The following is a 22,835-nucleotide window of genomic DNA, read 5'->3' as shown; positions in this document are numbered from 1 at the left end:
TCACGACCACTGACGCTCTCCGTCAGTGGGCACGACATGCCACGCTCTCAAGGCTCGGCATGGAACGCATCGCCGTCTGCCATCCGGCAAAACGGCTTCAACGACGTCATCGCGAGACCGCCGCCTCCTGACAGGCTGCCGTTCGCGTTCGAGAGGTTCTGCATGAGCACATCCCCCGCCCCCCGCGACACCGACACGCCACTGGCACTGTTGGGCGGCCTGAGCATCCGTGAATTCCTGCGCGATTACTGGCAGCAGAAGCCGCTGCTGATCCGCGGAGCCTTCGCAGACTTCGAGACGCCGCTGGAAGCCGATGAACTGGCCGGTCTGGCCTGTGAAGATGGCATCGAAGCCCGTCTGGTCGAGGAAAACGGCCCGGACAAGGCCTGGCAGGTCAGCCACGGTCCCTTCGATGAAGCGACCTTCGCACGTCTCGACGCCAAGGACGACAGCCAGTGGAGCCTGCTGGTGCAGGCGGTGGACCATTACGTCCCCGACGTCGCCGCGCTGTTCGAGCCCTTCACCTTCCTGCCGCGCTGGCGTCTCGATGACATCATGATCAGCTACGCGCCGACCGGCGGCAGTGTCGGCCCGCACCTGGACAACTACGATGTCTTCCTGCTGCAGGCCCAGGGCCAGCGTCATTGGCAGCTGGGCGGCATGCACGGTGACGACGCCGAGATCATCGATGGCATCGACCTGCGCATCCTCAATCACTTCGAGGTCACTCCGGGCGAGGACTGGGTGCTGGAACCCGGCGACATGCTCTACGTGCCGCCGCGCCTGGCGCACCACGGTGTCAGCCAGTCCGATGACTGCATGACCATCTCCGTCGGCTTCCGTGCGCCTTCCGCCGATGAAGTCGTCACCTCCTACGCCGACTATCTGGGTGCCAGCCTGCCGGAATCGCTGCGCTACCGTGACCAGGGCATGGCACCGGTCGCCAATGCCGGCGAGCTGGACGACGCCTCGCTCGAGCGCGTGCGTGAATTGCTGCTCAGCACGCTGGACAACCCGACCCAGCTGGCACAGTGGTTCGGTCGCTACATGACCCAGCCCAAGTATCTGGAGCAGCTCGCCGCCCGCGAGCCGGCCCTCAAGACCCATGAGCTGGTCGAGTATCTGGAAGATGAAGGCGTACTGGTGCGCTCCCTGGGCTCACGCTTCGCCTTCCGTCACGGCGAGAATGGCACCAGCACGCTGTTCGTCGATGGCGATGGCATCCTGGCCCCTCAGCCGCTGGCGGAAGCGCTGGCCTCCGATCAGCGCCTCACGGCGGTGTTGCTCGACTACACCACGGCAGACCTTGATCGCAGTGCCGTGGTCAGCCTGCTGACGGCGCTGATCAACCGCGGCAGCCTGATACTGGAATGTGACCTTCAGGACGAAGAGGACGATGAAGAATGAGTGACGCCATGATCAGCCTGGAACGGGGCGACTGGCAGACGTTGGGCAACGAGGCCAGCGAGATCCGCCGCGTCGTGTTCATCGAGGAACAGCAGGTGCCGCAGGATGAGGAGTGGGACGGGCGCGATGACGCCTGCGAACACTTCCTCGTGCATCTGGATGGCCGCACCGTCGGCACGGCCCGTCTGTTGCCGGACGGCCATGTCGGCCGCGTCGCCATCCTCTCCGAAGCGCGCGGACTGGGGCTTGGCCAACGCCTGATGGAAGCGGTCATCCATGCTGCGCGCCAGGCTGGTCATGCTGAAGTGCTACTGGATGCCCAGACCCATGCGCTGGAATTCTATCAACGCCTCGGCTTCACGGCTTACGGCGACGAGTTTCTCGATGCCGGCATACCGCACCGCAGCATGCGCTTGATTCTGAACTGAATTTTAGCGTCTGCCTTACAAAACCGGCCCCATTTGGGGCCGGTTTTTTTGTGCCTTGAAGTTTCTTGTAGTCTGGCTACAACCTGCTCCTTGACCAAGTCATCATTCCCCAAGGCCCATGGATACTGGCATCATGACGTCATTAAGAAATATTAAAACGACCGTTTGCCAGCAGAAATTCCACAACGCTGAAACTGAAATAAAACGATCGTTTTAATGCGACCAATGAATGAAAGACAGCACTCAATTTCGGAGCGATGCTAGAGATCAGGTCATTTACGCTGCACTGCGACATGACACGCTGCCCGATCCGGCACCGCCTTCAGGAGATTCGCCCATGCTCACCTCAGACTCACGAACGCAGACCACCCTGATGGGCGGTAGAGGTGACCAGGTACTCGGGCAGCCTGAGGATGCCGCTCTGGCCGAGCAATGGCACAACGCCGAGATCCGCACGCGGATTCTCAAGCTGGCACGTCCCCTCAAGGACCTCCTGCCACCGCAGACAGCGGAGTCGGTGGCGGCACAGGCGCAGACGATCTGCCATCTGAGTCGCGACCAGCGCTGGCAACTTCCCGGCGAGCAGTGGCAACTGCGCTCACAGGGCAGCGGCTGGCAGCTGAAGTGCAATGCGCAGCCGGCAACAGCTACCGAGACGCAGGACGCGCCTGACCAGCTGGCGCTTGCCGGCCTCACCGATGACGTGACGGGGATGCAGCTGGGCAACCGCCCGCTCCCCCGGGCCCTCTGGACACTGGCCGCCGCGCGGCATCGCGGCGAACGTCATTCAGTGCTGGCCATTGCCCAGATCAGCAGCGTGCGCGAAGCGCTGTGCTGGGGAGAGCTGATCTCACGGCTGCGCGCGCCGGACGGCAGGCCACCGCGCATCGCCCTCACCCTCAGCCACTGCACGTTACCCACGCTGGAAGCCAGCCTGTACTTCCTGATGCCCTGGTTGGACAGCATCACGCTGACAGCGGCACCCGGCCTGGAAACTGCCTGCCTTGGCGTGATCAAGGCTCGCTTCAGACTTGCTGAGCCAGCGGAGCTCGACAACGCCACCGACGACGCCTTCTGTCGCACGGCGTGACTCCACTGGTAACGCCTGAAAGATCAATAACAACAACAAACTGTCATGCAGCAACTCAAGACGCAGAGCACCGACACTCCCATTTCATGCGTCGCTCTCGCGTCGACCGCCAGACGAAAGACAAGTGAACAGACACAAGACACAGACAACACGCCAGGGGCTGAGCCCCAACGACGAAGCCATCAGGAGATGCCACCATGAGTCACACACGTGCCGATCAGATTGCCGCGCTCGAAAAGGACTGGGCCGAGAATCCGCGCTGGAAAGGGGTCACTCGCCCCTATTCCGCCGAGGATGTGGTGCGCCTGCGCGGCTCCGTTCCGGAAGCCAATACCCTGGCGACCCGCGGTGCCGAGAAGCTCTGGAAACTGGTCAATGGTGATGCCAGGAAGGGCTACGTCAACTGTCTGGGCGCCCTGACCGGCGGCCAGGCCATGCAACAGGTGAAGGCCGGTATCGAGGCCATCTACCTGTCCGGCTGGCAGGTCGCCGCCGACAACAACACCAGTGAAGCCATGTACCCGGATCAGTCGCTCTATCCGGTGGATTCCGTGCCGACCGTGGTCAAGCGCATCAACAACACCTTCCGCCGCGCCGACCAGATCCAGTGGCAGAAAGGGGCCAATCCGGGCGATGCCGACTTCGTCGATTACTTCGCGCCTATCGTGGCGGATGCCGAGGCCGGTTTCGGTGGCGTGCTCAACGGCTACGAGCTGATGACCGCCATGATCCGTGCGGGTGCCTCCGGCGTGCACTTCGAGGACCAGCTGGCCTCGGTCAAGAAGTGTGGCCACATGGGCGGCAAGGTACTGGTGCCGACCCAGGAAGCGGTGCAGAAGCTGGTGGCCGCTCGCCTGGCCGCTGACGTGGCGGGTGTGCCGACCCTGGTCATCGCACGTACCGATGCCAATGCCGCTGACCTGATCACCTCCGATGTCGACGACTACGACAAGCCGTTCCTGACCGGTGAGCGCTCCGACGAAGGCTTCTATCGCGTCAAGGCCGGTCTGGATCAAGCCATTGCCCGCGGCCTGGCCTACGCGCCCTACTCCGACCTGATCTGGTGTGAAACCGCCAAGCCGGACCTCGAGGAGGCGCGCCGCTTCGCCGAAGCGATCAAGAAGGAATACCCGGACCAGCTGCTGGCCTACAACTGCTCGCCTTCCTTCAACTGGAAGAAGAACCTCGACGACGCCACCATCGCCAAGTTCCAGCAGGAACTGTCGGACATGGGCTACAAGTACCAGTTCATCACCCTGGCCGGTATCCACAACATGTGGTTCAACATGTTCGATCTTGCCTACGACTATGCGCAGGGCGAAGGCATGAAGCACTACGTCGAGAAGGTGCAGGAAGCCGAATTCGCCGCAGCCGAGAAGGGCTACACCTTCGTGGCGCACCAGCAGGAAGTCGGCACCGGTTACTTCGATGACATGACCAACGTCATTCAGGGCGGCAATTCCTCCGTCACCGCACTGACGGGTTCCACGGAAGAAGACCAGTTCTAGGCCGCTGATATCGCGGCATGGCACCTCGCAATGGCAGGATTGCGCGAGGTGCCACCCGTAGACTGACCGAAGCCCGCTCACGCGGGCTTTTTCGTGCTTTACGCCTTGAATGCCCGCCGTAGATGCCCGTCGCGAATGCCAACCAACGTCGACGGATGCCCTGCCGCTGACATTCACGCGGCATGGCTCATGCAGAAGTGCTCATACAGAAGTGCTCACGCGGAAGTGCTTGCGTGGCAGCACTCATGCGCCGGTACTCACGTGGTAGCACTCACGCGACAGGGAAGTGCAGAAGTTGCGTCACCTCAGCGTTTCAGGTCGGGAACCCGTCATGGTCGACGTGGTCTATAATGTTAAGAAACAGTGTTCTCGCACGCCCGTCGTGACAAGAACCTGCTGGCGGCCCAAGGAAGTGATCGCCTACCTGAGCCTTGCTCTCTCAGCACTCAGCATTCTCCATCACAACCTCAAGCTGCACCGCATCATGCGAGGAGACACACCATGACACTCTCACTGACTCACAAACGATCGACTGGCGCACGCCGCTGGCTGCCCGTGATCGCACTCGGCGTGCTGACGCTTGGCGGCTGCGCGAACAGCGACATCTACTCCGGCAACGTCTACACCGGCGATCAGGCCAAGCGCGCACAGTCCGTCAGCTACGGCACCATCACCTCGCTGCGCCCGGTGCAGATCCAGGCACAGGATGAAGGCAGCGGCGTGCTCGGTGGCCTGGGTGGCGCGGTCGTCGGCGGCCTGCTCGGCAGCCAGATCGGCGGCGGCTCCGGTCGTGCGATCGCCACCGCCGCAGGTGCCATCGGCGGCAGCGTGGCCGGCAAGTCGATCGCTGACAATGTCGACCAGATCGACGCCTACGAGATTGAAGTCCGCCGCGATGCCGGAGACAGCCTCATCGTCGTCCAGAAAGCCGACACCGCCTTCTCGGTTGGCCAACGTGTCCGCCTGGTCGGCTATGGCGCCAACCTGAGCGTCGCGCCTTACTGAGTCTCTCGACGGCTGGCACTCCCTTGCCGGGGCGCCAGCCGCTTTGTTTCTGCGCCCTTCAGCGGCGCCTGTCGCAGCCCTGCGCGGGAAACGCCGCCACGCTCTCCCCCATCTCGCCTGGCTCACGCATCCCCGCCTCTCTCGCACCTCTCTCGCACCTCTCTCGCACCTCTCGCGCTCCTCTCGCGCTCCTGCATCTCCCACACGCCCCACCGCCTCGCTTCGCATCCCCTCCCTCGATCTCACACAGGCACGGCTCGCCGCAGTGGGGATAGGCAGATTGCCTATTGATTAACAGGCTATGAAATCGGGATTTTTTGTGCAAAGTTATACGCCTGCAGCCTAACTTGACTCTGTACACAACTACCCGTCCCAGGAGTTGCGATGCGTCCCGTCACTGCCCGTCCGCCAGGTTCTCGCCCAGGCACCCGCAAGCTGTCTTGTGTCACGCCATTTTCAAGAAACGCTCCCCGCGCTTATCCCAGTCCAGTCAGTGAGAACCCTGGCGGTACCGCCGCCTTGAGCCACGCCCCGCAGATGGCGCCGGCCTTCTCGACCCGGCGCCTGGGCATGGCATTGATCATGCTGGGCGCGGTGGCATTGGCACCCATGGTGGAGGCAGCCGACGACGAGGGTGGCGTGCTGTCATTGAAGGTCGAGAACGACATTCTCACCTCCGGCGATGATGGCCATTACACCAACGGCTTTGCGCTGAGCTACACCTTCAAGACACCAGAGCAGCACTGGTCACGCTCATTCGCGGACTGGGTGCCCGGCTTCAGCGCGGCGCGACTGGACGCCACGGCCTATCGCTTCGGACAGCAGATCTATACCCCCAATGACATCAAGCGAGAGCAACCGGATCAGGATGACCGCCCCTACGCGGGCTACCTGTTCGGTGGCGTCTCGCTGTTCGCCGGTGAAGAGGGAGATGACTGGCGACGGGTGGATACCTTCAATCTGGATCTCGGCATCGTCGGCCCGGCCTCGGGTGCCAAGGATGCTCAGAAGGCGGTACACAAGCTGACCGGCAGTGATGAGCCGGAGGGTTGGGATCACCAGCTGCACAACGAGCCGGTGATCAGCACCGGCTGGCAGACGCAGCTATGGCTGCCGGCCAGGGCCGCGGGGCTTGAGGTGGAGTACGGCCCCTCGGCTTCCGTGGCGCTGGGCAATCTCTACACCTATGCGGGCGTCGGTGGCGGGGTACGCATCGGCCAGGGGCTGACCCGCAGCTACGGGATACCGACAGTGGCGCCGGCCCAAGGCGGCCGACAGTACTTCCATCCCGACGGCGATTTCGCCTGGTACCTGTTCGCCAATATCGAGGGCCGCGCGATGGCCTACAACATGCTGCTGGATGGCAATGGCTTCGAGGACAGCGCCTCGGTGGACCGTCGCCCACTGGTCGGCGACCTGCAGCTGGGCTTCGCACTCAGCTGGCAACGCTGGCAGCTGGCGTTCGTCAACGTGTGGCGCACCCACGAATTCGAGACGCAGCAGGAGAGCGATCAATTCGGCTCGCTGACGCTCTCGACCTGGCTATGACTCGGCGCTGAGCTGCATGCAGCACTGAAAAGACGCGATGGATGAGCATAGCCTGATGAGAAAAGTCTGATGAGCAGGGTCTGATGAGAAAATTCTGATGAGCAGAAACAGAAAGGCCGGGCAGATAGCCCGGCCTTTCTGTCTGCGGGAAACGTCATGCTTCCCGGAAGGTTGCTGCTGGTTGAATCAGTGCATCTTGACCTTGCTCATGCCCCAGCAGATCAGCTTGCCGCCGATCAGAACGATCAGCGCCAGCACGATCAATGCCATCAGCATGGAGACGGGATTGACGATGAAGGTCGCACCCAGGATACCCAGGGCCACGCCCCAGACGTAGCGGTCACCGCTATCGATGCTCAGAGCCTCCGGCAGGACACGCTTGACGGTGGCACCCAGCGAGCCTTCCCAGCGGTTCAAGCACAGCATGAAGATCGCAGCGAAGCTCACCAGCCAGATCAATGTCACGGTCATCGAAATTCTCTCCTGAAAAATAGGGTCGCATGGCGCCTGAGTTGTCATTTCCCGTCAGGCGACGGGACAGAGTGTGCAGAGCGAGGCCACCTCGGGCCGCGCGTCAGAATCCGCAATATCCGAGTAGGCAGAGTAACCAGACCCTGTGGCCCTCGCAAGCCATCGCCCCAACCTTGTCTGGCCGCCAGCAGCAAGGCCGCTGTGCGCTGACAGGGCAACCCCGCCAGACACCTGATAATCCAACCGTTTTGCCCCTTTGTTCACCGCTGGCGTCGGGGGTGAGAAAAAACCCTGTTTCAGGGTTGAAATGCACGCCTGCGAGCGTCACCTATACTTTCAAGACAAGGTAACGTGCGCTGGATTGCCTCTCAGGCAATGTCATCAGCGGGCCAGGAGCCACGTGATACGCGGCTTTTTTCCAGTTTCCCCCCTGACAGTCACCTCAGGGGCACGTTACCATTGACGTTCATATACCTATCGAAAGGCTCTCATCATGCAAATCGCCCAGAATGCCGTCGTATCCTTCCACTACACCCTGACCAACAACGAAGGGGAAGTGCTGGATAGCTCCGAAGGTCGCGAGCCGCTGGCCTACATCCACGGCGCTGGCAACATCGTCCCGGGCCTCGAGAAGGAACTCGACGGCAAGACTTCCGGCGACGAGCTGAAAGTTGCCGTCTCTCCGGAAGAAGGTTACGGCGAAGTCCAGGAAGCCCTGGTCCAAGAAGTGCCGCGTGAAGCCTTCCAGGGTGTCGAAGACATCGAAGCTGGCATGCAGTTCCAGGCGCAGACCCAGGGCGGCCCGCTGATGGTCACCGTCACCAAGGTCGAAGGCGACACTGTCACTGTCGATGGCAACCACCCGCTGGCCGGCGAAACCCTGAACTTCGACGTGCAGATCACCAACGTGCGTGAAGCTTCTGCTGAAGAGCTGGAACACGGCCACGTTCACGGCGAAGGCGGCGTGGAGCACTAAGCTCCGCCTCTTCCCTCATCTGAGGCATCGCCCCGGATGAGCGCCTCCCACTCTGTGGGAGGCCGGAACCGAAAGCCCCGCGACTGAGTCATCAGTTGCGGGGCTTTTTCGTGTCTGGCTTCGTGTCGGCCTGACTGGCTTGGCGCGCTTGTTAGCCCATTACACCCAGCTCTCTACCCAGGCTCCCGGATCAGGCACCGCAGCTGGGCGGCGTGGCATCGCTGGAAAGGCTCAGACCACGAAACAGCGCCGTGGCATCACCACCGGCATTGTCACCGTCAGCCATCAGCGCCAGTCCGGCAATCTCGCTCGGCGTGCTGCCAAACAGTGACGCGTAATCAGCACGCAGATCACGCACCTCCGCCACCCACTGCCCCACCTTCTCATCACCGGATTCAACGGCCAGCAGCACGGCACGATCCGTGAAGGCATTGTCCCAGTGACTGCCTTTAGCTTCGTTGCTGGACCAGACGTAATTGATGGCCTCGACCTGCCACGGCAGGATACCGGTCTTGTTGACCACGTAGAGGCGTGCCGGATAGTCATCGCCGCCCTTGGTCTTCTCGTTCACGCCCAGGTAGATGCCATCCACCTGCCAGCACCATTTCAGATAGGGCGTCTCTTCCAGCGAGATATCCTGCTCCAGATAGCGCGCGGACGCCTGGCCCTGGGCACGTGCTTCAAGCGCAGGCCTGCCGTCGCGCTCCACCACGCGATAGGCCGTCTGGCCTTCGAAGGTCTTCTCGCCCCAGGCAAGGATCTGCGCAGGCGAGAAGGACTTGTCAGCCGCGTGGGCCACCGAGGGCAGTAGCGCCGCCAGCAGGCCGCTGGAGGCGACTGCCGCGAACAGGGGCAGGAATGACGACAACTGACAGGAAGCAATCTTCATTGGCAGGACTCCGAGGCGCCCGAGCAAGGCGAGTGAGAAAGGTGAAAAGTCATGTCACCGACAATGCCAGATTCGCAGCGCATCATTCTTGCTCGATGCTGTGATGCTCATTCTCATCCTGGGCTCGCAAGGTGACATACCCTCCCCATACGCGCGTCAGCGTGGTCAGGATGCATGCCGCGGCAAAGATCCACGCCAACAATGCGAAATGCTGTGGCATCAGGCAGGCCAGCACGAAGAAGGCGATGGTCTCGGTGCCCTCGGTCAGGCCATCCAGATAATAGAAGGCCTTGCGCGTGAAATTGGGTCGCTCCAGCTGATGCTTGGCCGCCATGATGGCAAAGGCCAGAAAGCTCGAGCCCGTGCCGACGAAGGCGAACAGCAATGCCACCGCCGCCATCGCATTGGCGGCAGGGTCTGCCAGCGCGAAGCCCACCACCACGGCGGCGTAGAACAGGAAATCGAGACAGATATCCAGAAAGCCACCGGCATCGGAGCTCAGGCCGGCGTGCCGCGCCAGCGCGCCATCCAGCCCGTCCACCACCCGATTGATCAGGATCGCGATCAGCGCGAGCCCGAAATGCCCATAAGCCAGCAACGGCAGCGCCAGCATGCCGATGGCGAAGCCCGCGAGGGTCAGCTGATCCGGATGCAGACCGCGCGCCGCCGCACTTTTCGCAAGACGTTTCAGAGGCGGCTGTACCCAGCGTGAGGTCCACTTGTCCAGCATGTTGCATCTACTCCCATGAAGTCGTTGAGGTCATCGTCATTCCAGCGCCTGACAGGCGCTCAGCCGCGCGTCGGCGAGACCGAGCGCCCGGCAGGTACCGCACGCGCCAGCAGGTAGACCACCAGCGGCAGACAGGCCTGCAGGCAGGCGGCCACCGCGGTCAGGCGTGGATCGGCTCCTGTCGCCAGCGCCAGAGTCTCGGTGGTCAGGGTCGGGACACGCCCGCCGCCCAGCACCACCGTCGGCACGTACTGCGCGATACTGACCGCGAAGGCCACTGCCCAGCTGATGGCCAGCGGCCTGAGCATTAGGCGCAGGCGGATACCGATCAGCACCTCGAGCCGTGAACGCCCCAGCAGGCGCGCCGCCTGCTCGAGTCGGGTATCGAAGCGTGCCCAGGGGCCGGCCAGCGTCAGCCAGGCGTAAGGCAAGGCGAACAGCAGATGGCCGATCACCACTCCCGCCCAACCGGGGCTGGCCCCCAGGCTCAACCAGCCGACCTGAAAGCCGAACAGGAAGCTGGCCTGTGGCAGCAGCAATGGCAGATAGAGGCAGACCACGAAGCCGCGCAGGCGGCCACTTTCCCGCTCACGCTCGAACACCGCCACGCTGAGGATGACGGCCAGCGTCGCCACCAGCAGTGCCAGCCACAGGCTGTTGCTGAAGGCATCCCCCAGGCCAGCGAGGGCCTGGTGCCAGCTCTCCCAGCCCCAGCGAGACGGCAACAGCGCAGGGAAGAACCAGCTTCTGGCCACCGATTGCACGCCGATCACCACGAAGGCGAGCAATGAGATCAGCGTGACCACGCCCAGCACTCCGCGCGCGACACGCCCGAACAGGGCTTCGCTCGCCAGCGCCAGACGGCTTGTGCGCGCCGGGTGATGGCTCAGTACCCAGTCACGATGCCAGGCGAGCAGAGCGCGTCCCAGCGCCGCGCCAAGCGCCATCATCCCGATCACCAGCAGGGCCAGCATCAGGGCGCCGACACTCGCCGGCAGGCGCGCCGACGGGTCACTGTCGCGCCACAGCTCGATCAGGCGCACCGCCAGCGTCGGCGTACGCGTCGGCCCCAGCACCTGCGCCACATCCACCACCGCCAGCGAATAGGCCAGTACCGCGCCGATGGGCAAGGCGATGGCGCGCATCACCTGTGGCATCAGAATGCGCCAGCGCAGCTGAGGGATGCTGTAGCCGAGTGCCTGCCCTGCCTGAAGCTGCGCCGTGACCGGCAGGCGTGACAGCGCCGTCTGCGCCATCAGCATCAAGAATGGCGCCTCCTTGAGCGCCAGACCGACCGCCAGCGAGATGCCATGGGCATCCGGCAGCGGATACTGCGGCGGTACCAGCACCTCGAAGGGCGCCAGCAGCAGGCGCATCAGCACGCCACTCGGGGCGGCCAGCCACAGCAGTCCCAGTGCCAGCGCCAGATGCGGCATCGCCAGTATCGGGGCCAGCAGGCGCTCCATGCGCTCGCCGAAGCGAGTCCCGGCCGCCGCCGAGACCCACCCCATGGTCAGCAGCACCGCCAGCAGCGTGCCGCCGAGGCCACTGACCAGCGTCAGTCGAAAGCCCTCCGCCAGCCCGGGCAAGGCCCACCAGCGTTGCCAGGCGACCGCCGAGACCTCCTCGAAGCCCAGCGTCGGCCACAGCCCGAAGGCCGGCGCGACCAGCCCGGCCAGCCCCAGCGCCGTCGGGCCGAGCAGCAACAGCAAGACGCCCCAGCGCAGCACGCGGGCGGGCGTCAGCGGCGCGTGACCAGTGGCGGGGGCGACACGCCAGCGATCAGCGACCCATTGCGTCAGTTGCGATAGCGTCGCGCCCACTCGGCCTCCAACGCATCGGTCCAGCTCGGGTGTGGCTCGCTGAGCGGTGTGCCCAACGCTTCGGACGACATGCTGCCGGGCAGCTGCGGCAATGCCTCGAAGGCGGCGCGTTCTTGTGACGGCAGGCGGGCGACATCCAGCACCGTGTCATCGCCCCAGCGTGAAGGGTCGGCCTTGGCAGCCTGGGCCTCGGCGGACATCAACTGATTGATCCACACCAAGGCTGCGGCCTTGTGCGGTGCACTGGCCGGAATCGCCAGATAGTGCACATTGCCGAGAGTGCCGCCGTCATGGATATACGGCTCGATGGTCGGTGGCAGCCGCCCTTCCTGACGGGCATTGGCCACTTCCTGGGGCACGAAGGTCAGCGCGATCCACACGCTGCGCTGAGCCAGCAACTTCATCTGCTCTTCGGCACCGGCTGGCTGACGCTCGCCCTGCGCCCACATCAGCGGATGCAGTGCATCGAGATAGTCCCACAGCGGTGCAGTCACCTCAGCGAACTGAGCATCACTCGCCACGGTAGCGGACAGCTCCTCGCGCTGCTCGACGGGCATCAGCTCCAGCAACGCCTGCTTGAGGAAGGTAGTGCCGTGGAAGCTGGGCGGCTGCGGATAGGTCACGCGTCCGGGATGCGCTCTGGCCACCTCCAGCAGCGCCTGCATGGAGCGCGGCGGCGATTCCAGCAACGCGGTGTCATACATGAAGATCAGCTGCGCACGCCCCCAGGGCGCCTCCAGACCATCGGTGGCGAGTCCGAAATCGCGCGCACCGATCTCCTCGAGCAGATAGTCACTGTTGGGCAGACGCTCGACGAAGGGCCCCCACACCAGTTCGGCCTGCTTGAGCGCACGGAAGTTCTCGCCGTTGATCCAGATCACATCGATGCTGCCGTCGCGGCGCCCAGCCGCCTTCTCGGCCAGCAGGGTCGAGACGCTCTCGGCGGTATCGGCGATCTTGACGTGGCGCACCTCGATGCCATGCCGCGCCGCCGCTGTCTCGGCCTGGGCGCGCAGATAGGCGTTGGTCGCCTCACTGCCGCCCCAGGCATGAAAGTCGATACGTTGCCCACGTGCCTGCTCGGCGATCACCTGCCACTCGAGCGAGGCGAGCTCAGGGGTCGCGCGCCCGGCCTGCGCGTCGGCGGCATACGCCAGAGAAGCGGCCCAGGGACTGGCAGTGACGCCGACCAGCAAGACCAGCGAGCCACCCATCAGCGCCAGGGCACGACGGCGACCCGCCAGATGATTCGTTTTCATGAAGGGCTTCTCCTGATGGAAAAATGCCGCGACCCTGCACCTGCAGGCCCGCGGCATGAATCAGCGATTACTGTTTTTCGACAGCCACAGTCCGCTCGGCAGCATTTGCCTTGAGGGTCTTGGTCGGCTCGAAGCGGCCGTTGCGGCGCCAGGTGAAGTAACGGTCGAGCACCTTGAGCACGCCTTCCGGCTTGTGGGCATTCTTCCACATGCCCGCCGCGGCCTTGTTGGCCTCGGACAGCGTCGGATAGGGATGGATGGTGGACAGGATCTTGTTGAGACCGATGCCATGCTTCATCGCCATGGTGAATTCGGCCAGCCATTCCCCTGCCGAGGCACCGACCAGCGTCACGCCGAGGATGCGATCACGCCCCTTCTCGGTGAGCACCTTGACGAAGCCTTCCGTCGCCCGCTCGGCCAGCGCGCGATCGCTCTCGCCCATCGCGTAATGGGTGACTTCGTACTCGTAACCCTGGGCCTTGGCTTCGGTTTCGTTGAGGCCGACACGCGCCACTTCCGGCTCGGTGTAGGTGACCATCGGCATTATACGGTAGTCGACCTTGAAGGTCTTCAGCCCACCGAACAGCGCGTTGACCGCCGCGTGCCACGCCTGGTGTCCCGCCGCATGGGTGAACTGATAGGGGCCGGCCACATCGCCGCATGCCCAGATGTTCGGCTGCAGGGTCTGCAGCGACTCGGAGACATCGATGGTGCCGCGCTCGGAAACCGCGATGCCCAGTGCCTCGAGGCCGAAGCCTTCGACATTGGCTTCGCGACCGATAGCCACCAGCAGCTCGTCGAACTCGATCCAGCTTTCCTCGCCTTTGGGGGAGCTGACCACCAGCTGACGCATCGGCTGGCTGTCCTTGCCCTTGAGCACCTCGATACGCGTGGCGGTGGAATTGACGCGCAGATCGACGCCCTCACCGGCCAGCTGCTCATGCATCAAGGTGCTGACTTCCTCGTCCTCGCGCGGCATCACGCGTGGCGCACCCTCGATGATGGTGACCTGGCTGCCGAGACGCGCGAAGCTCTGGCCCAGCTCCATGCCGATCGGGCCGGAGCCCAGCACCACCAGACGCTTGGGCTGCACCTTGAGGTCCCACAGGTTCTCGGAGGTCAGCGGCGTGATCAGCTCGATACCCGGAATGGCCGGCACACGCGGGCGGGCGCCAGTAGCGATCACGACATTGCGTGTGGTCAGCACACGGCCATCGACTTCCACTTCCCAGGGCGTCTTGAGCATGGCGCTGCCGGTATGCACTTCCACGCCGAGGCCTTCATAACGTTCGATGCTGTCATGCGGCTCGACGCTTTCGACCACGTCATGCACATGGCCCATCACCTTGGCGAAATCGATTTCCGGCTCGTTGGCGGTGATCCCGAAGCGCGCGGACTGACGGATCTCATGGGCCGCACGCCCGGCACGAATCAGCGCCTTGGAGGGCACGCAGCCGGTATTGAGACAGTCGCCGCCCATCTTGTGCCGCTCGATCAGCGCCACACGCGCATTGACGGCGGAGGCGATATAGCTGGTGACCAGACCTGCAGAGCCGGCACCGATGACCACCATGTCGTAGTCGAAGGTCTTCGGCTTGGTGAAGCCCGCCTGCTGCTTGCGCTGGCGCAGCACGCCGACGATCTTCTTGGCGATCAGCGGGAACAGGCCCAGCGCGATGAAGGAGGCGATCAGTCCCGGCGACAGAATGCCGGACAGGGATTCCAGCTGGCCCAGCTCACGACCGGCGTTCACGTAGATGGCGGTGCCCGCCAGCATGCCCAACTGGCTTGCCACGTAGAAGGTGACCACACGCATGCGAGTCAGGCCCATCACCAGGTTGACGATGAAGAACGGGAAGACCGGCACCAGACGCAGCGTGAACAGATAGAAGCCGCCTTCACGCTCGACACCGCGGTTGAGAGATTCCAGCTGACGGCGGAAGCGCTTCTCGATGCTCTCGCGCAGCAGAGTGCGGGAAATCAGGAAGGCCAGCGTCGCACCGATGGTGCTGGCGAAGGAGATCAGCAGCAGCCCCCAGCCGAAGCCGAACAGCGCGCCACCCAGCAGCGTCAGCAGTGCTGCACCGGGCAGCGAGAGTGCCGCCATCGCCACGTAGACGACGAAGAAGGTGCCCGCGACCTTGTAGGGTGATTCCGCGAACAACGCCTGGAATTCGGACTGGCTGGCCTTGAGGCTCTGCAGGGTGAAGTAATCCTGTGCCCCGCTGGCGAAGAACACCACGATGGCAGCGACGATGGCGCCCAGAAGCAGTAACTTGCGTTTATTCACTGGCGATTTCCTTTTCGATTCCTGCCGTCATGGGCATGTCATTGGGATGTACCGTGTCCTTACGAGGCATGTCGCTGACTGGATGCACAGATTCGCGTAGCGGGGTGAATGGCAGTGGCTTGATCACGACAACGGTAACGTTTCATTCTGCATGTTCGCATCCATCCCACGTTTATTCGCGTAGAAACCTATACAGGCAGTGAGGACTCAACAGCGCCAGTCACCTCACGGCTCACCGAGACATGGAGATTTCCGTGTACTCATCTCGAAGGAATGACGCCTTTCCCGGAGACACCATGACCCGATACACGCGAATCCCCTTCCCTGCGCTCAGACGTCTCACGCCACTGGCAAGCCTGCTCGGCGGCCTGCTGCTTGTCGGCCACGCCCATGCCTTCGACCCGCAGACGGCGCCCAAGGGCGTCGCCGAGGGTGTCGCACAGGGCCAGGAAGTCGCCATCTTCGCCGGTGGCTGCTTCTGGTGCATGGAAGGCCCCTTCGACAAGCTTGACGGTGTGATCTCGACCACCTCCGGCTATACCGCCGGCGAACAGGACAACCCGACCTACAAGCAGGTCTCCGCGGGCGGCACCGGGCACACCGAAGCGGTCAAGGTGGTCTACGAGCCGGAAAAGGTCAGCTACGACACCCTGCTGGATGTCTTCTGGCACAACATCGACCCGGTCGCGGTGGACCGCCAGTTCTGTGATGCCGGCACCCAGTACCGCAGCGGCATCTACCCCCTCGATGAGGCCCAGCGAGACGCGGCAGAAGCCAGTCGCGATGCGCTGAAGGACAGATTCCCCGACGGCATCGCCACCGAGATCGAGGCCGCAGGGCCCTGGTATGCGGCCGAGGACTACCATCAGGACTTCTACAAGAAGAACCCGGTGCGCTATCGCTTCTACCGCGCCGGCTGTGGCCGCGATGATCGTCTGGAGGAGATCTGGGGTGACGACGCGCCCGCACACTGATTCCGCCCTCCAGGCCCTCTACGACAACGGCTCGCCATCTGGCGAGCCGTTGTCGTTTGCATGCTCTGATTTGCGTGCTCTGCTCTCTATTCTGCGGTCTGGCCTGCTCTCTGACCTTCCATCAGCCCTGCTCTCAGGCTCAATACTGCGTGGTGGCCCGGCGCCAGCACAGGATCGCCAGCGAGAAGGTCACCGCCAGCACCAGTACGCTGGCGGCCACCACCCCGGGCCAGCCGGCAGCCTGCCAGAAGGGTTCCAGCCAGAAGCCGCCGAGACTCGCGCCCAGATAGTAGGCGGTCAGATACAGCGCACTGGCACTGGCCCGCGCGCCTTCGGCATTGCGCCCGACCCAGGCCGAAGCTGTGGCATGCGCGAGGAAGAAGCCGAACGCATTCAGGCTCAGGCCGATCAGCATGCCGATCAGCGAGTGACTCAGTGTCAGCAGCGTGCCGAGCATCACGATGCCGGTGCCCAGCATCATGGTCAGCGCCTGACCGCGTCGCTGGGCGATCGCCAGCGCGGCCTCGCCGTCCTCAGCCGCGGCCCCCGGCACCAGGCGCCGTGCCAGCCGGCCAGACTGGGAGGCACCGAAGGTACCCGCCAGATAAGTCAGGAACAACAGCCCCAGCCATTGACTGCTGAGCGACCAGGGCGCCTCACTCAGCCGGAAGGTCATGTAGCTGTAGAGATTGACGAAGATGAAGAAATTCAGCCCACCGAGCAGGAACACCGGCCACAGACGAGGATTGCGCAGATGGCGACCCAGACCTGCCAGCATGCTGCTCAGCTTGAGCGGCTGGGCGACAAAGCGTCTCTGGCGCGGCAGCAGCTGCCATAACGCCCCCAGCACCAGCAGGCTGACTCCGCCGATGGCGGCGAAGCTGGCCTGCCAGCCCCAGTGCTCCGCTATCACCCCCCCCGCGACCCGCCCCGAGATGCCGCCCAGCGAATTGGCACTGATGTAGAGCCCCACCGCCATCATCAAGGCAGGTTGCTCCATCTCATCACTCATGTACGCCACTGCCACCGCCGGCAGGCCGCCGAGCAGAAAGCCCTGCAGCGCGCGCACCGCCAGCAGCGACCAGAAGCCCTCGGCGAACAATGCCAGCCCTGAACAGGCCACCCCGCCGGCCAGGGTCCACAGCAGAATACGCCGCCGCCCCAGCGCATCGGACAGCGGGCCGAACACCAGCAGTGCCATGGCCAACGTCAGGGTGCTCACCGACAGGGACAGACTCGCCTGCAGCGAGCTCAGGCCCAGATCCGTCGCCAGCAGCGGCAGCAGCGGTTGCACCAGATAGAGGTTGATGAAGACCACGAAGGAGCCCAGGCACAGCGCCTGGGTCATGCGCCGCCAGTCACGCCCGCGCGCCTTGAGCGGCTCGGGCAGCTCGGACGGTGTGGTAGAGACCGAGGCGGCGGAATCGGGGGAAGAAGACGCGGAGAGAGATGAAGCCATCAGGTACCTGCACTCAATCAAGCATGGGGATGGCGCAAGTCTGCGCCGCGCGCTCGCATCAGTAAAATAGCTCGACATGATGCTGGCCATCAGCAAAGCTGATGACAAGAGCGACACAGGGATGTCGCAAACTGCGCCGAGAGGAAGCTGCGCTGATAAAGGACTCCGCGACGAAAAGGACCTCGCGCTGAAAGGAACCTCACGATCAACAGGACCCCGCGATGAAACTGCCCTTCGATCTGCGTGCGCTGGAGATATTCGTCAGTGTCGTCGAGCACCAGAGCTTCACCACTGCCGCTCAGGCACTCAGCCTGGCCCAGTCAGCGGTCAGCCAGTCGATCGCCGGGCTCGAAAGCCGGCTGGGCACGCAACTGCTGGTCAGGGGCTCACGCGGTCTGCGCCTGACACCGGCCGGCGATACGCTGCTCGAGCATGCCCGCCCCCTGCTGCAACAGGCACAGCGCGCGGCACTGGCGATGGCGGAGCTCGAGGGGCTGGTCAAGGGCGAGGTGCGCATCGGCGTCTCCTCGATGCTCGGCTCCTACTACTTCCCGCCGCTGTTGATGGCATTCAAGGCACGCTATCCCGACATCAAGCTCAGCGTGATCGAGGGCGGCACCCTGAGCCTGCGCCGAATGATCGACAATGCCGAGCTGGACCTGGGCGTCATCGTCGAGGATCAGCTCGGCACCGATACCCACGGTCTGATTCGACGCCACTTCCTGAGCGAGGAAATGGTGGTCTGCCTGGCGAACGATCATCCGCTGGCCGCCCGCACGCAGATCAGCGTCGAGGAGTTCTTCGCCGAGGAGCTGGTGGTCTTCAAGCGCGGCTACTTCCATCGCGACTTCATCGAGCGCCTGGCCAGCCAGCATGGTCTCGCACCGAGCATCGCCTTCGAATCGAACCTGATCGCCCTCAACAAGGCGATCGTCGCGCGCGGCTTCGGGATCACCACCTTCCTCAAGCGTGTGGTCGAGGACGACCGTGAAGAGAACAACCTGACCGCCGTCTCCTTCGATGAGCCCGCCTGGCTTGAGCTGTCACTCGCCTGGCGCCGCGAGCGCGGCCTGTCACGCGCCGAGCAGGCGCTGGTCGATTTCGTCATTGAACACTCGGCGGCCGGGAGGCCCACCCCGGATGCCTTGAGCGCTGATGATCAGGCCGACAGCACTGCGCTGAAGCCCCCTCCCTGAGCAGTGGCTGACATTTGCCGGGGCTCATAAACGACAACACCCGGCCAGGGCCGGGTGTTGTCAGGGAAGGTGCTTGTCTATTCAAGGGCTTGTCTATTCAAGGGCTTGTCTGTGTCAGCGCTTGTCTGTTTCAGTGCGACGCGTGATTGGCTCACTGGCTGCGCATGGCCAGCTTCATCTGCATGGCCTCGTAGGGCATCGGGCGACGCGACTGCCAGTAGTGCCGGGACCAGTAGACATTGTCGAGCCGCGACAGCTTCACGCCACGCGAGGTGGAGGCATGCAGGAAGTAGCCGTTGCCGACGTAGACACCCACGTGGTTGTAGCGACGCGAGGGACGGAAGAAGACCAGATCCCCCGGCTTGAGCTGCGACTTGTCGATACGCTTGCCACGCTTCACCTGGTCGGTGGTAGTGCGCGGCAGATCGATGCCGAAGCCATCACTGAAGACATGCTGCATCAGGGCGGAACAATCGATGCCGCGGGTGTTGGTTCCCCCCAGACGATAGGGCGTCCCGGCCCAGCGGTCATGCTCCTCCAGCAGGACATCGCGGATGCTCGGCCCTGACATGGCGTAGTCCTGCGACTCGGCGGCCGGCTGGGACGCGGACTGGCGATAGCGCTTGAGCTTCGGCAGTTCCGGCAGGTCCACATCGTAGTAGGCCACATCATTGGACGGTGTTGAGTGACTGGCACAGCCTGCCACACCCAGTGGCAGGATCAGAAAACAGCATAATAACGCGTGGCGCATCCAGCATTCCTCGTCGTGGGCCCGGCGCTGGAAGGGTGAAGGTGAGCAGCGCTTGCGGACGGCGATAACCATTGATGCATGACGATGATCGTTGATCGATCAGGGATAACACGGCGACTATCTGACAAGGTGGGCCGGATCAGGCAGCAGCACACCTTGCAACACGATGACGACAGTCAGATGACAAACTCAAGTCGTTCGCAGGATAGTAGTTCATGTTTCCGCAAACCGTATGCCATTGCCGCACAAGTTAGACCAAAGCATCAGAGAAAGTGCCCTCTGCCGCTCACCCAACCTGAAATGAATCCCGCTCAGTGCAACGTGCGGGCGTCTCCGCTCAGCACATCCAGATGCAACGCCGGCCAATGCCCTGGGCGCGCGCCCGGGAAATCGAGACTCGACCAGGCACCCGCCAGCGGTGGCGCCGCCGTCAACCACTGGATGAGCGCATCGCGGAAGCCGCGCAGGAAGCTGTCACGCTGGTCGGTGTCGCCCATGAAGAAGGCATAGCCGGCGAACAGTCCACGGGCATATTCCTTCCAGCTGCCGTAGTGATCACGCGCCATCGCATAGGCGCTGTCCAGATAGGCGGTGAAGGTCGCATCGTCCAGCCAGCCCAGCTGGCGCCCGGCAATCGCGAGATCCACCATCTGGGCGATGTCCCACGCCGCCATGTCCAGCTCGTTGCAGCGCGCCTCGTTGTCCCTGACGCGACGCAGACGGTCCAGATGCACCTGCTCATCATCGCCACGTTCGGCGCTTTCCAGCACGTCGATCTCATTGTCGAGGCGGGCGCGATTGAGGGTATAGGGGCCGTAATTGATCTGGTATTCGTCCCGATCGCCGGCATCGCGCAGGAAGTCGAGGAAGCCCTTGAGCGCCTCGGCATTGGCGAGGCCGTAGTGGCCTTCGAGCCAGCCGCTGAGTTCCTCGACGCCCCGCCCGTACTCGACCATCGGCTCGCCCCAGCACGGCGTATTGAGCGGACCACTCAGCGCCAGCGCCGTGAAGCGATCCAGACTCGGGCGCAGCCCCGGCTCCTGCCAGTCGCTGGCGCGCCAGTCGAGCCAATGGAACAGGCTGCCGGGGTCATCGAGATGCCAGCGGATCTCGTTGACCAGCGGATGATCCTCGAGTTCCGGCACCGCGGATTCCCACACCGCCCAGGCTTCCAGCAGACGCATGGCGTCCGGATAGTAGCGGCACAGGGCACTGCGCAGACGCTCGGCACACTGGGCCAGCTCATCGGCAGGGAAATCACCACTGTCCTGCACCATCAACAGATAGAAGGCGTACTTCTCGGCCATCACCACGCTGGCGGGATAGCGATGACAGACGGCCAGCCGCTGGCGGCGTTCCAACTCGACGGCATCGGCACGTCCGAAGGGCGTCTGGGGGTCGGGCAAGGCACCACGCGCGGCATCGGCGGCCAGCTGGTTGAGATGATGCGCCTGCGCCGGCAGCCAGAAGCGCGCCATGCCCTGCACGCCATCGCGGGTGTCCAGCGCCAGCGTCTCGTTGAGATATTGGCGTGCCTCTTCGCGGCGCGCCGCATCGACCTCGGCGACAAGGCCCTGGCGATAGAGCAGGTCCGGCTCGCGGATACTGGCGATGGCCAGCACCCAGTGGCGGCTGTCATTGCGCCACGCACGAATCGCCGCACGGCAGCGCTCACGCTGGGCGGCAGGCAGCAGCGCATGCAGCTCGCAACGCAGCGGCGTCAGCGGCGACGCCATCAGCGGACGCCAGTCACTCTCGGTGTCGCGGGTCAGATCGACACCCTCGAACAGGCTGCGACCGCGCTGATAGGCGCGAGCCACGCCCTGCCAGTCGGCATAGCGACGCACCAGCAGGTCGATGCCGTGGGCGGCGAAGTCCTCGCCCTCCTCACGACTCAGCCAGCCGGCACATAGCCCGGCGAAGGCGAGATCGACCAGACGCAGCCAGTCCCAGGCGGCGAATTCCAGCGGCTCACCACGATCGAGATACTGCAGCAGCAGCTCGCCGTAGGCCGTCGGCGACGGGGGCTTTTCCAGCCCGCCATCGGCGACGTCGATGCTGGAGGAGGCATGCGCGGGGGCGCCCTTGCGCCCTTCCGACTTGCGTTCGGCCTCTTCCTGAGCCGCATCCGCTTCCAGCTCATCCAGCCACTTGGCGCGCTCGCTGTCGCTGGCCGTCATCAGGCGTGCGCTGTCGATGTCCCAGCCATAGCGATGACCCTGCGAGGCCAGCCACAGCAGCAGTCGAATCAGCTCATCACGTCCGGTGATCGCCCAGGTCTCGGCCAGCCAGCGCGTGACATCCGGCCAGTGCGCCGCGGCGTCAAAACCGCTGGCACCGTCCTCGTGCGGGCCGCTGTCATCGGTGGTCAGCGTCTGACCGCCGAGCCACGGCGAGAAGATGGCGCGCGCCATCCAGACCCGGTCGCGCTCGCCCTGAGGCCAGAGCTCAGTAACCGCCACCGGAGGCTGTGCCTCCAGCGCCTCCTGCAGACGCGGCCAGGTGACGCCGGCGTCTTCGTGCTCCAACTGAGACAGCGCGAGGCTGGCCTCGAAGAAGCCATCATCGCCTCGCGTCCAGCCCGCATCGCTGCGCGAATGGGCCAGAGCCTTGAGCCAGTCATCCAGCGAGGTGAAACGCCCGCCGATCGCCGTCAGCAGACGTATCAGCCAGGCACGCGTGCGCGCCTCTGACAGCCAGCCGGCGGTACGTGCCAGCGCCAGCAATTCCAACGCCTCCAGCTGGTGCAGCGGGTCCGGGGTGTCATTGGGGAAGGCCTCCAGCAGACGCCATCCCAACTCGCCCGCATCCGGGACTTCCTGGGCCTTCAGACGCGCGCACGCCTGGGCCGGTGTCCACACCGTTTCCGGCGCTGCACTGAAACCCCAACCGCACAACACCAGCTGTTGCCCCCACCAGGCACTCAGGGGTTCGACCAAGGCACACCTCACGACTCGATAGGATTCGACTGACGCAACACTTGCGACCGGGCAACTCGCAACCGGCGGCGCATAGTGTAACGGAAAGGGGC

At 64.0% G+C, this 22,835-nt stretch carries 19 protein-coding genes; 10 read left to right on the top strand and 9 right to left on the bottom strand.

Going from position 1 to position 22,835, the window contains the following annotated elements; genetic code table 11:
- Positions 1 to 162 precede the first annotated feature (162 nt).
- The 7 genes from ACJJV2_RS03305 to ACJJV2_RS03275 all read left to right on the top strand — a co-directional run bounded on the left by ACJJV2_RS03305 (position 163) and on the right by ACJJV2_RS03275 (position 6,986).
- A complete protein-coding gene (locus ACJJV2_RS03305; RefSeq protein ID WP_405278265.1) occupies positions 163 to 1,407 on the top strand; it encodes a JmjC domain-containing protein in 1,245 nt (414 codons plus the stop codon).
- Complete coding sequence (locus tag ACJJV2_RS03300; protein WP_279832157.1) at positions 1,404 to 1,835, top strand: GNAT family N-acetyltransferase; 432 nt, start codon at positions 1,404 to 1,406, stop codon at positions 1,833 to 1,835. The genes ACJJV2_RS03305 and ACJJV2_RS03300 overlap by 4 nt, the downstream gene beginning before the upstream one ends.
- Positions 1,836 to 2,172: 337 nt before the next feature.
- Entirely contained in the window at positions 2,173 to 2,925 is a 753-nt protein-coding gene (locus tag ACJJV2_RS03295; protein ID WP_215823355.1) for a hypothetical protein, read from the top strand.
- 197 nt (positions 2,926 to 3,122) lie between these two features.
- The gene (gene aceA / locus ACJJV2_RS03290; protein ID WP_405278262.1) at positions 3,123 to 4,433 is read left to right on the top strand and encodes an isocitrate lyase; all 1,311 of its coding nucleotides are present in this window, start codon (positions 3,123 to 3,125) and stop codon (positions 4,431 to 4,433) included.
- 331 nt (positions 4,434 to 4,764) lie between these two features.
- On the top strand, positions 4,765 to 4,938 hold the full coding sequence (locus tag ACJJV2_RS03285; protein WP_153636430.1) for a hypothetical protein: 174 nt from the start codon (positions 4,765 to 4,767) through the stop codon (positions 4,936 to 4,938).
- Positions 4,935 to 5,438, top strand: coding sequence for a glycine zipper 2TM domain-containing protein (locus ACJJV2_RS03280; protein ID WP_052384587.1), 504 nt, complete (start codon positions 4,935 to 4,937; stop codon positions 5,436 to 5,438). The genes ACJJV2_RS03285 and ACJJV2_RS03280 overlap by 4 nt, the downstream gene beginning before the upstream one ends.
- A gap of 519 nt (positions 5,439 to 5,957) precedes the next feature.
- Positions 5,958 to 6,986, top strand: a complete 1,029-nt coding sequence (locus tag ACJJV2_RS03275) for a lipid A deacylase LpxR family protein (protein WP_240548618.1) — start codon at positions 5,958 to 5,960, stop codon at positions 6,984 to 6,986.
- Positions 6,987 to 7,172: 186 nt separating this feature from the next.
- Here ACJJV2_RS03275 and ACJJV2_RS03270 read toward each other — a convergent pair whose 3' ends face one another.
- The gene (locus ACJJV2_RS03270; RefSeq protein WP_043333859.1) at positions 7,173 to 7,457 is read right to left on the bottom strand and encodes a hypothetical protein; all 285 of its coding nucleotides are present in this window, start codon (positions 7,455 to 7,457) and stop codon (positions 7,173 to 7,175) included.
- A gap of 493 nt (positions 7,458 to 7,950) precedes the next feature.
- Here ACJJV2_RS03270 and ACJJV2_RS03265 point away from each other — a divergent pair, with 493 nt between their 5' ends.
- Entirely contained in the window at positions 7,951 to 8,433 is a 483-nt protein-coding gene (locus ACJJV2_RS03265) for a peptidylprolyl isomerase (RefSeq protein WP_043333860.1), read from the top strand.
- Between the two features lie 190 nt (positions 8,434 to 8,623).
- Here the strand turns inward: ACJJV2_RS03265 and ACJJV2_RS03260 are convergent, their stop codons facing one another.
- The 5 genes from ACJJV2_RS03260 to ACJJV2_RS03240 form a co-directional block, all read right to left on the bottom strand.
- Positions 8,624 to 9,322, bottom strand: coding sequence for a DUF3047 domain-containing protein (locus ACJJV2_RS03260; RefSeq protein WP_405278258.1), 699 nt, complete (start codon positions 9,320 to 9,322; stop codon positions 8,624 to 8,626).
- Positions 9,323 to 9,404: 82 nt separating this feature from the next.
- Entirely contained in the window at positions 9,405 to 10,052 is a 648-nt protein-coding gene (locus tag ACJJV2_RS03255) for a CDP-alcohol phosphatidyltransferase family protein (RefSeq protein WP_405278256.1), read from the bottom strand.
- Between the two features lie 59 nt (positions 10,053 to 10,111).
- The gene (locus ACJJV2_RS03250) at positions 10,112 to 11,875 is read right to left on the bottom strand and encodes an ABC transporter permease (protein ID WP_405278254.1); all 1,764 of its coding nucleotides are present in this window, start codon (positions 11,873 to 11,875) and stop codon (positions 10,112 to 10,114) included.
- The gene (locus ACJJV2_RS03245) at positions 11,851 to 13,134 is read right to left on the bottom strand and encodes an ABC transporter substrate-binding protein (protein ID WP_405278252.1); all 1,284 of its coding nucleotides are present in this window, start codon (positions 13,132 to 13,134) and stop codon (positions 11,851 to 11,853) included. Before ACJJV2_RS03245 ends, ACJJV2_RS03250 begins: the two co-directional genes overlap by 25 nt.
- 67 nt (positions 13,135 to 13,201) lie before the next feature.
- A complete protein-coding gene (locus ACJJV2_RS03240) occupies positions 13,202 to 15,424 on the bottom strand; it encodes an FAD-dependent oxidoreductase (RefSeq protein ID WP_405278250.1) in 2,223 nt (740 codons plus the stop codon).
- Between the two features lie 296 nt (positions 15,425 to 15,720).
- Between ACJJV2_RS03240 and msrA the strand changes: the two genes are divergently transcribed.
- Positions 15,721 to 16,398 carry a peptide-methionine (S)-S-oxide reductase MsrA gene (gene msrA / locus ACJJV2_RS03235; protein ID WP_405278248.1) on the top strand — a complete coding sequence of 226 codons (678 nt, stop codon included), beginning with the start codon at positions 15,721 to 15,723 and terminating at the stop codon, positions 16,396 to 16,398.
- 139 nt (positions 16,399 to 16,537) lie between these two features.
- On the opposite strand, the gene ACJJV2_RS03230 is transcribed toward msrA, so the two are convergent.
- Positions 16,538 to 17,857: an MFS transporter gene (locus ACJJV2_RS03230; protein ID WP_405278246.1), complete on the bottom strand. Its 1,320-nt coding sequence runs from the start codon at positions 17,855 to 17,857 to the stop codon at positions 16,538 to 16,540.
- A 221-nt stretch (positions 17,858 to 18,078) separates the two neighbouring features.
- On the opposite strand from ACJJV2_RS03230, the gene ACJJV2_RS03225 reads away from it, so the two are divergent.
- Complete coding sequence (locus tag ACJJV2_RS03225) at positions 18,079 to 19,053, top strand: LysR family transcriptional regulator (protein ID WP_405278244.1); 975 nt, start codon at positions 18,079 to 18,081, stop codon at positions 19,051 to 19,053.
- Positions 19,054 to 19,204: 151 nt separating this feature from the next.
- Here ACJJV2_RS03225 and ACJJV2_RS03220 read toward each other — a convergent pair whose 3' ends face one another.
- Positions 19,205 to 19,804 (bottom strand): C40 family peptidase, encoded by a 600-nt coding sequence (locus tag ACJJV2_RS03220; RefSeq protein ID WP_405278242.1) that lies wholly within the window; start codon positions 19,802 to 19,804, stop codon positions 19,205 to 19,207.
- Between the two features lie 311 nt (positions 19,805 to 20,115).
- Positions 20,116 to 22,743, bottom strand: coding sequence for a YbeU/YbeR family protein (locus ACJJV2_RS03215; RefSeq protein WP_405278240.1), 2,628 nt, complete (start codon positions 22,741 to 22,743; stop codon positions 20,116 to 20,118).
- Positions 22,744 to 22,835: the final 92 nt, after the last annotated feature.

The sequence above is a fragment of the Cobetia sp. Ld8 genome, assembly GCF_045066615.1.
Lineage (GTDB): Bacteria > Pseudomonadota > Gammaproteobacteria > Pseudomonadales > Halomonadaceae > Cobetia > Cobetia amphilecti.
This window is presented reverse-complemented; position numbering and strand designations above follow the sequence as displayed.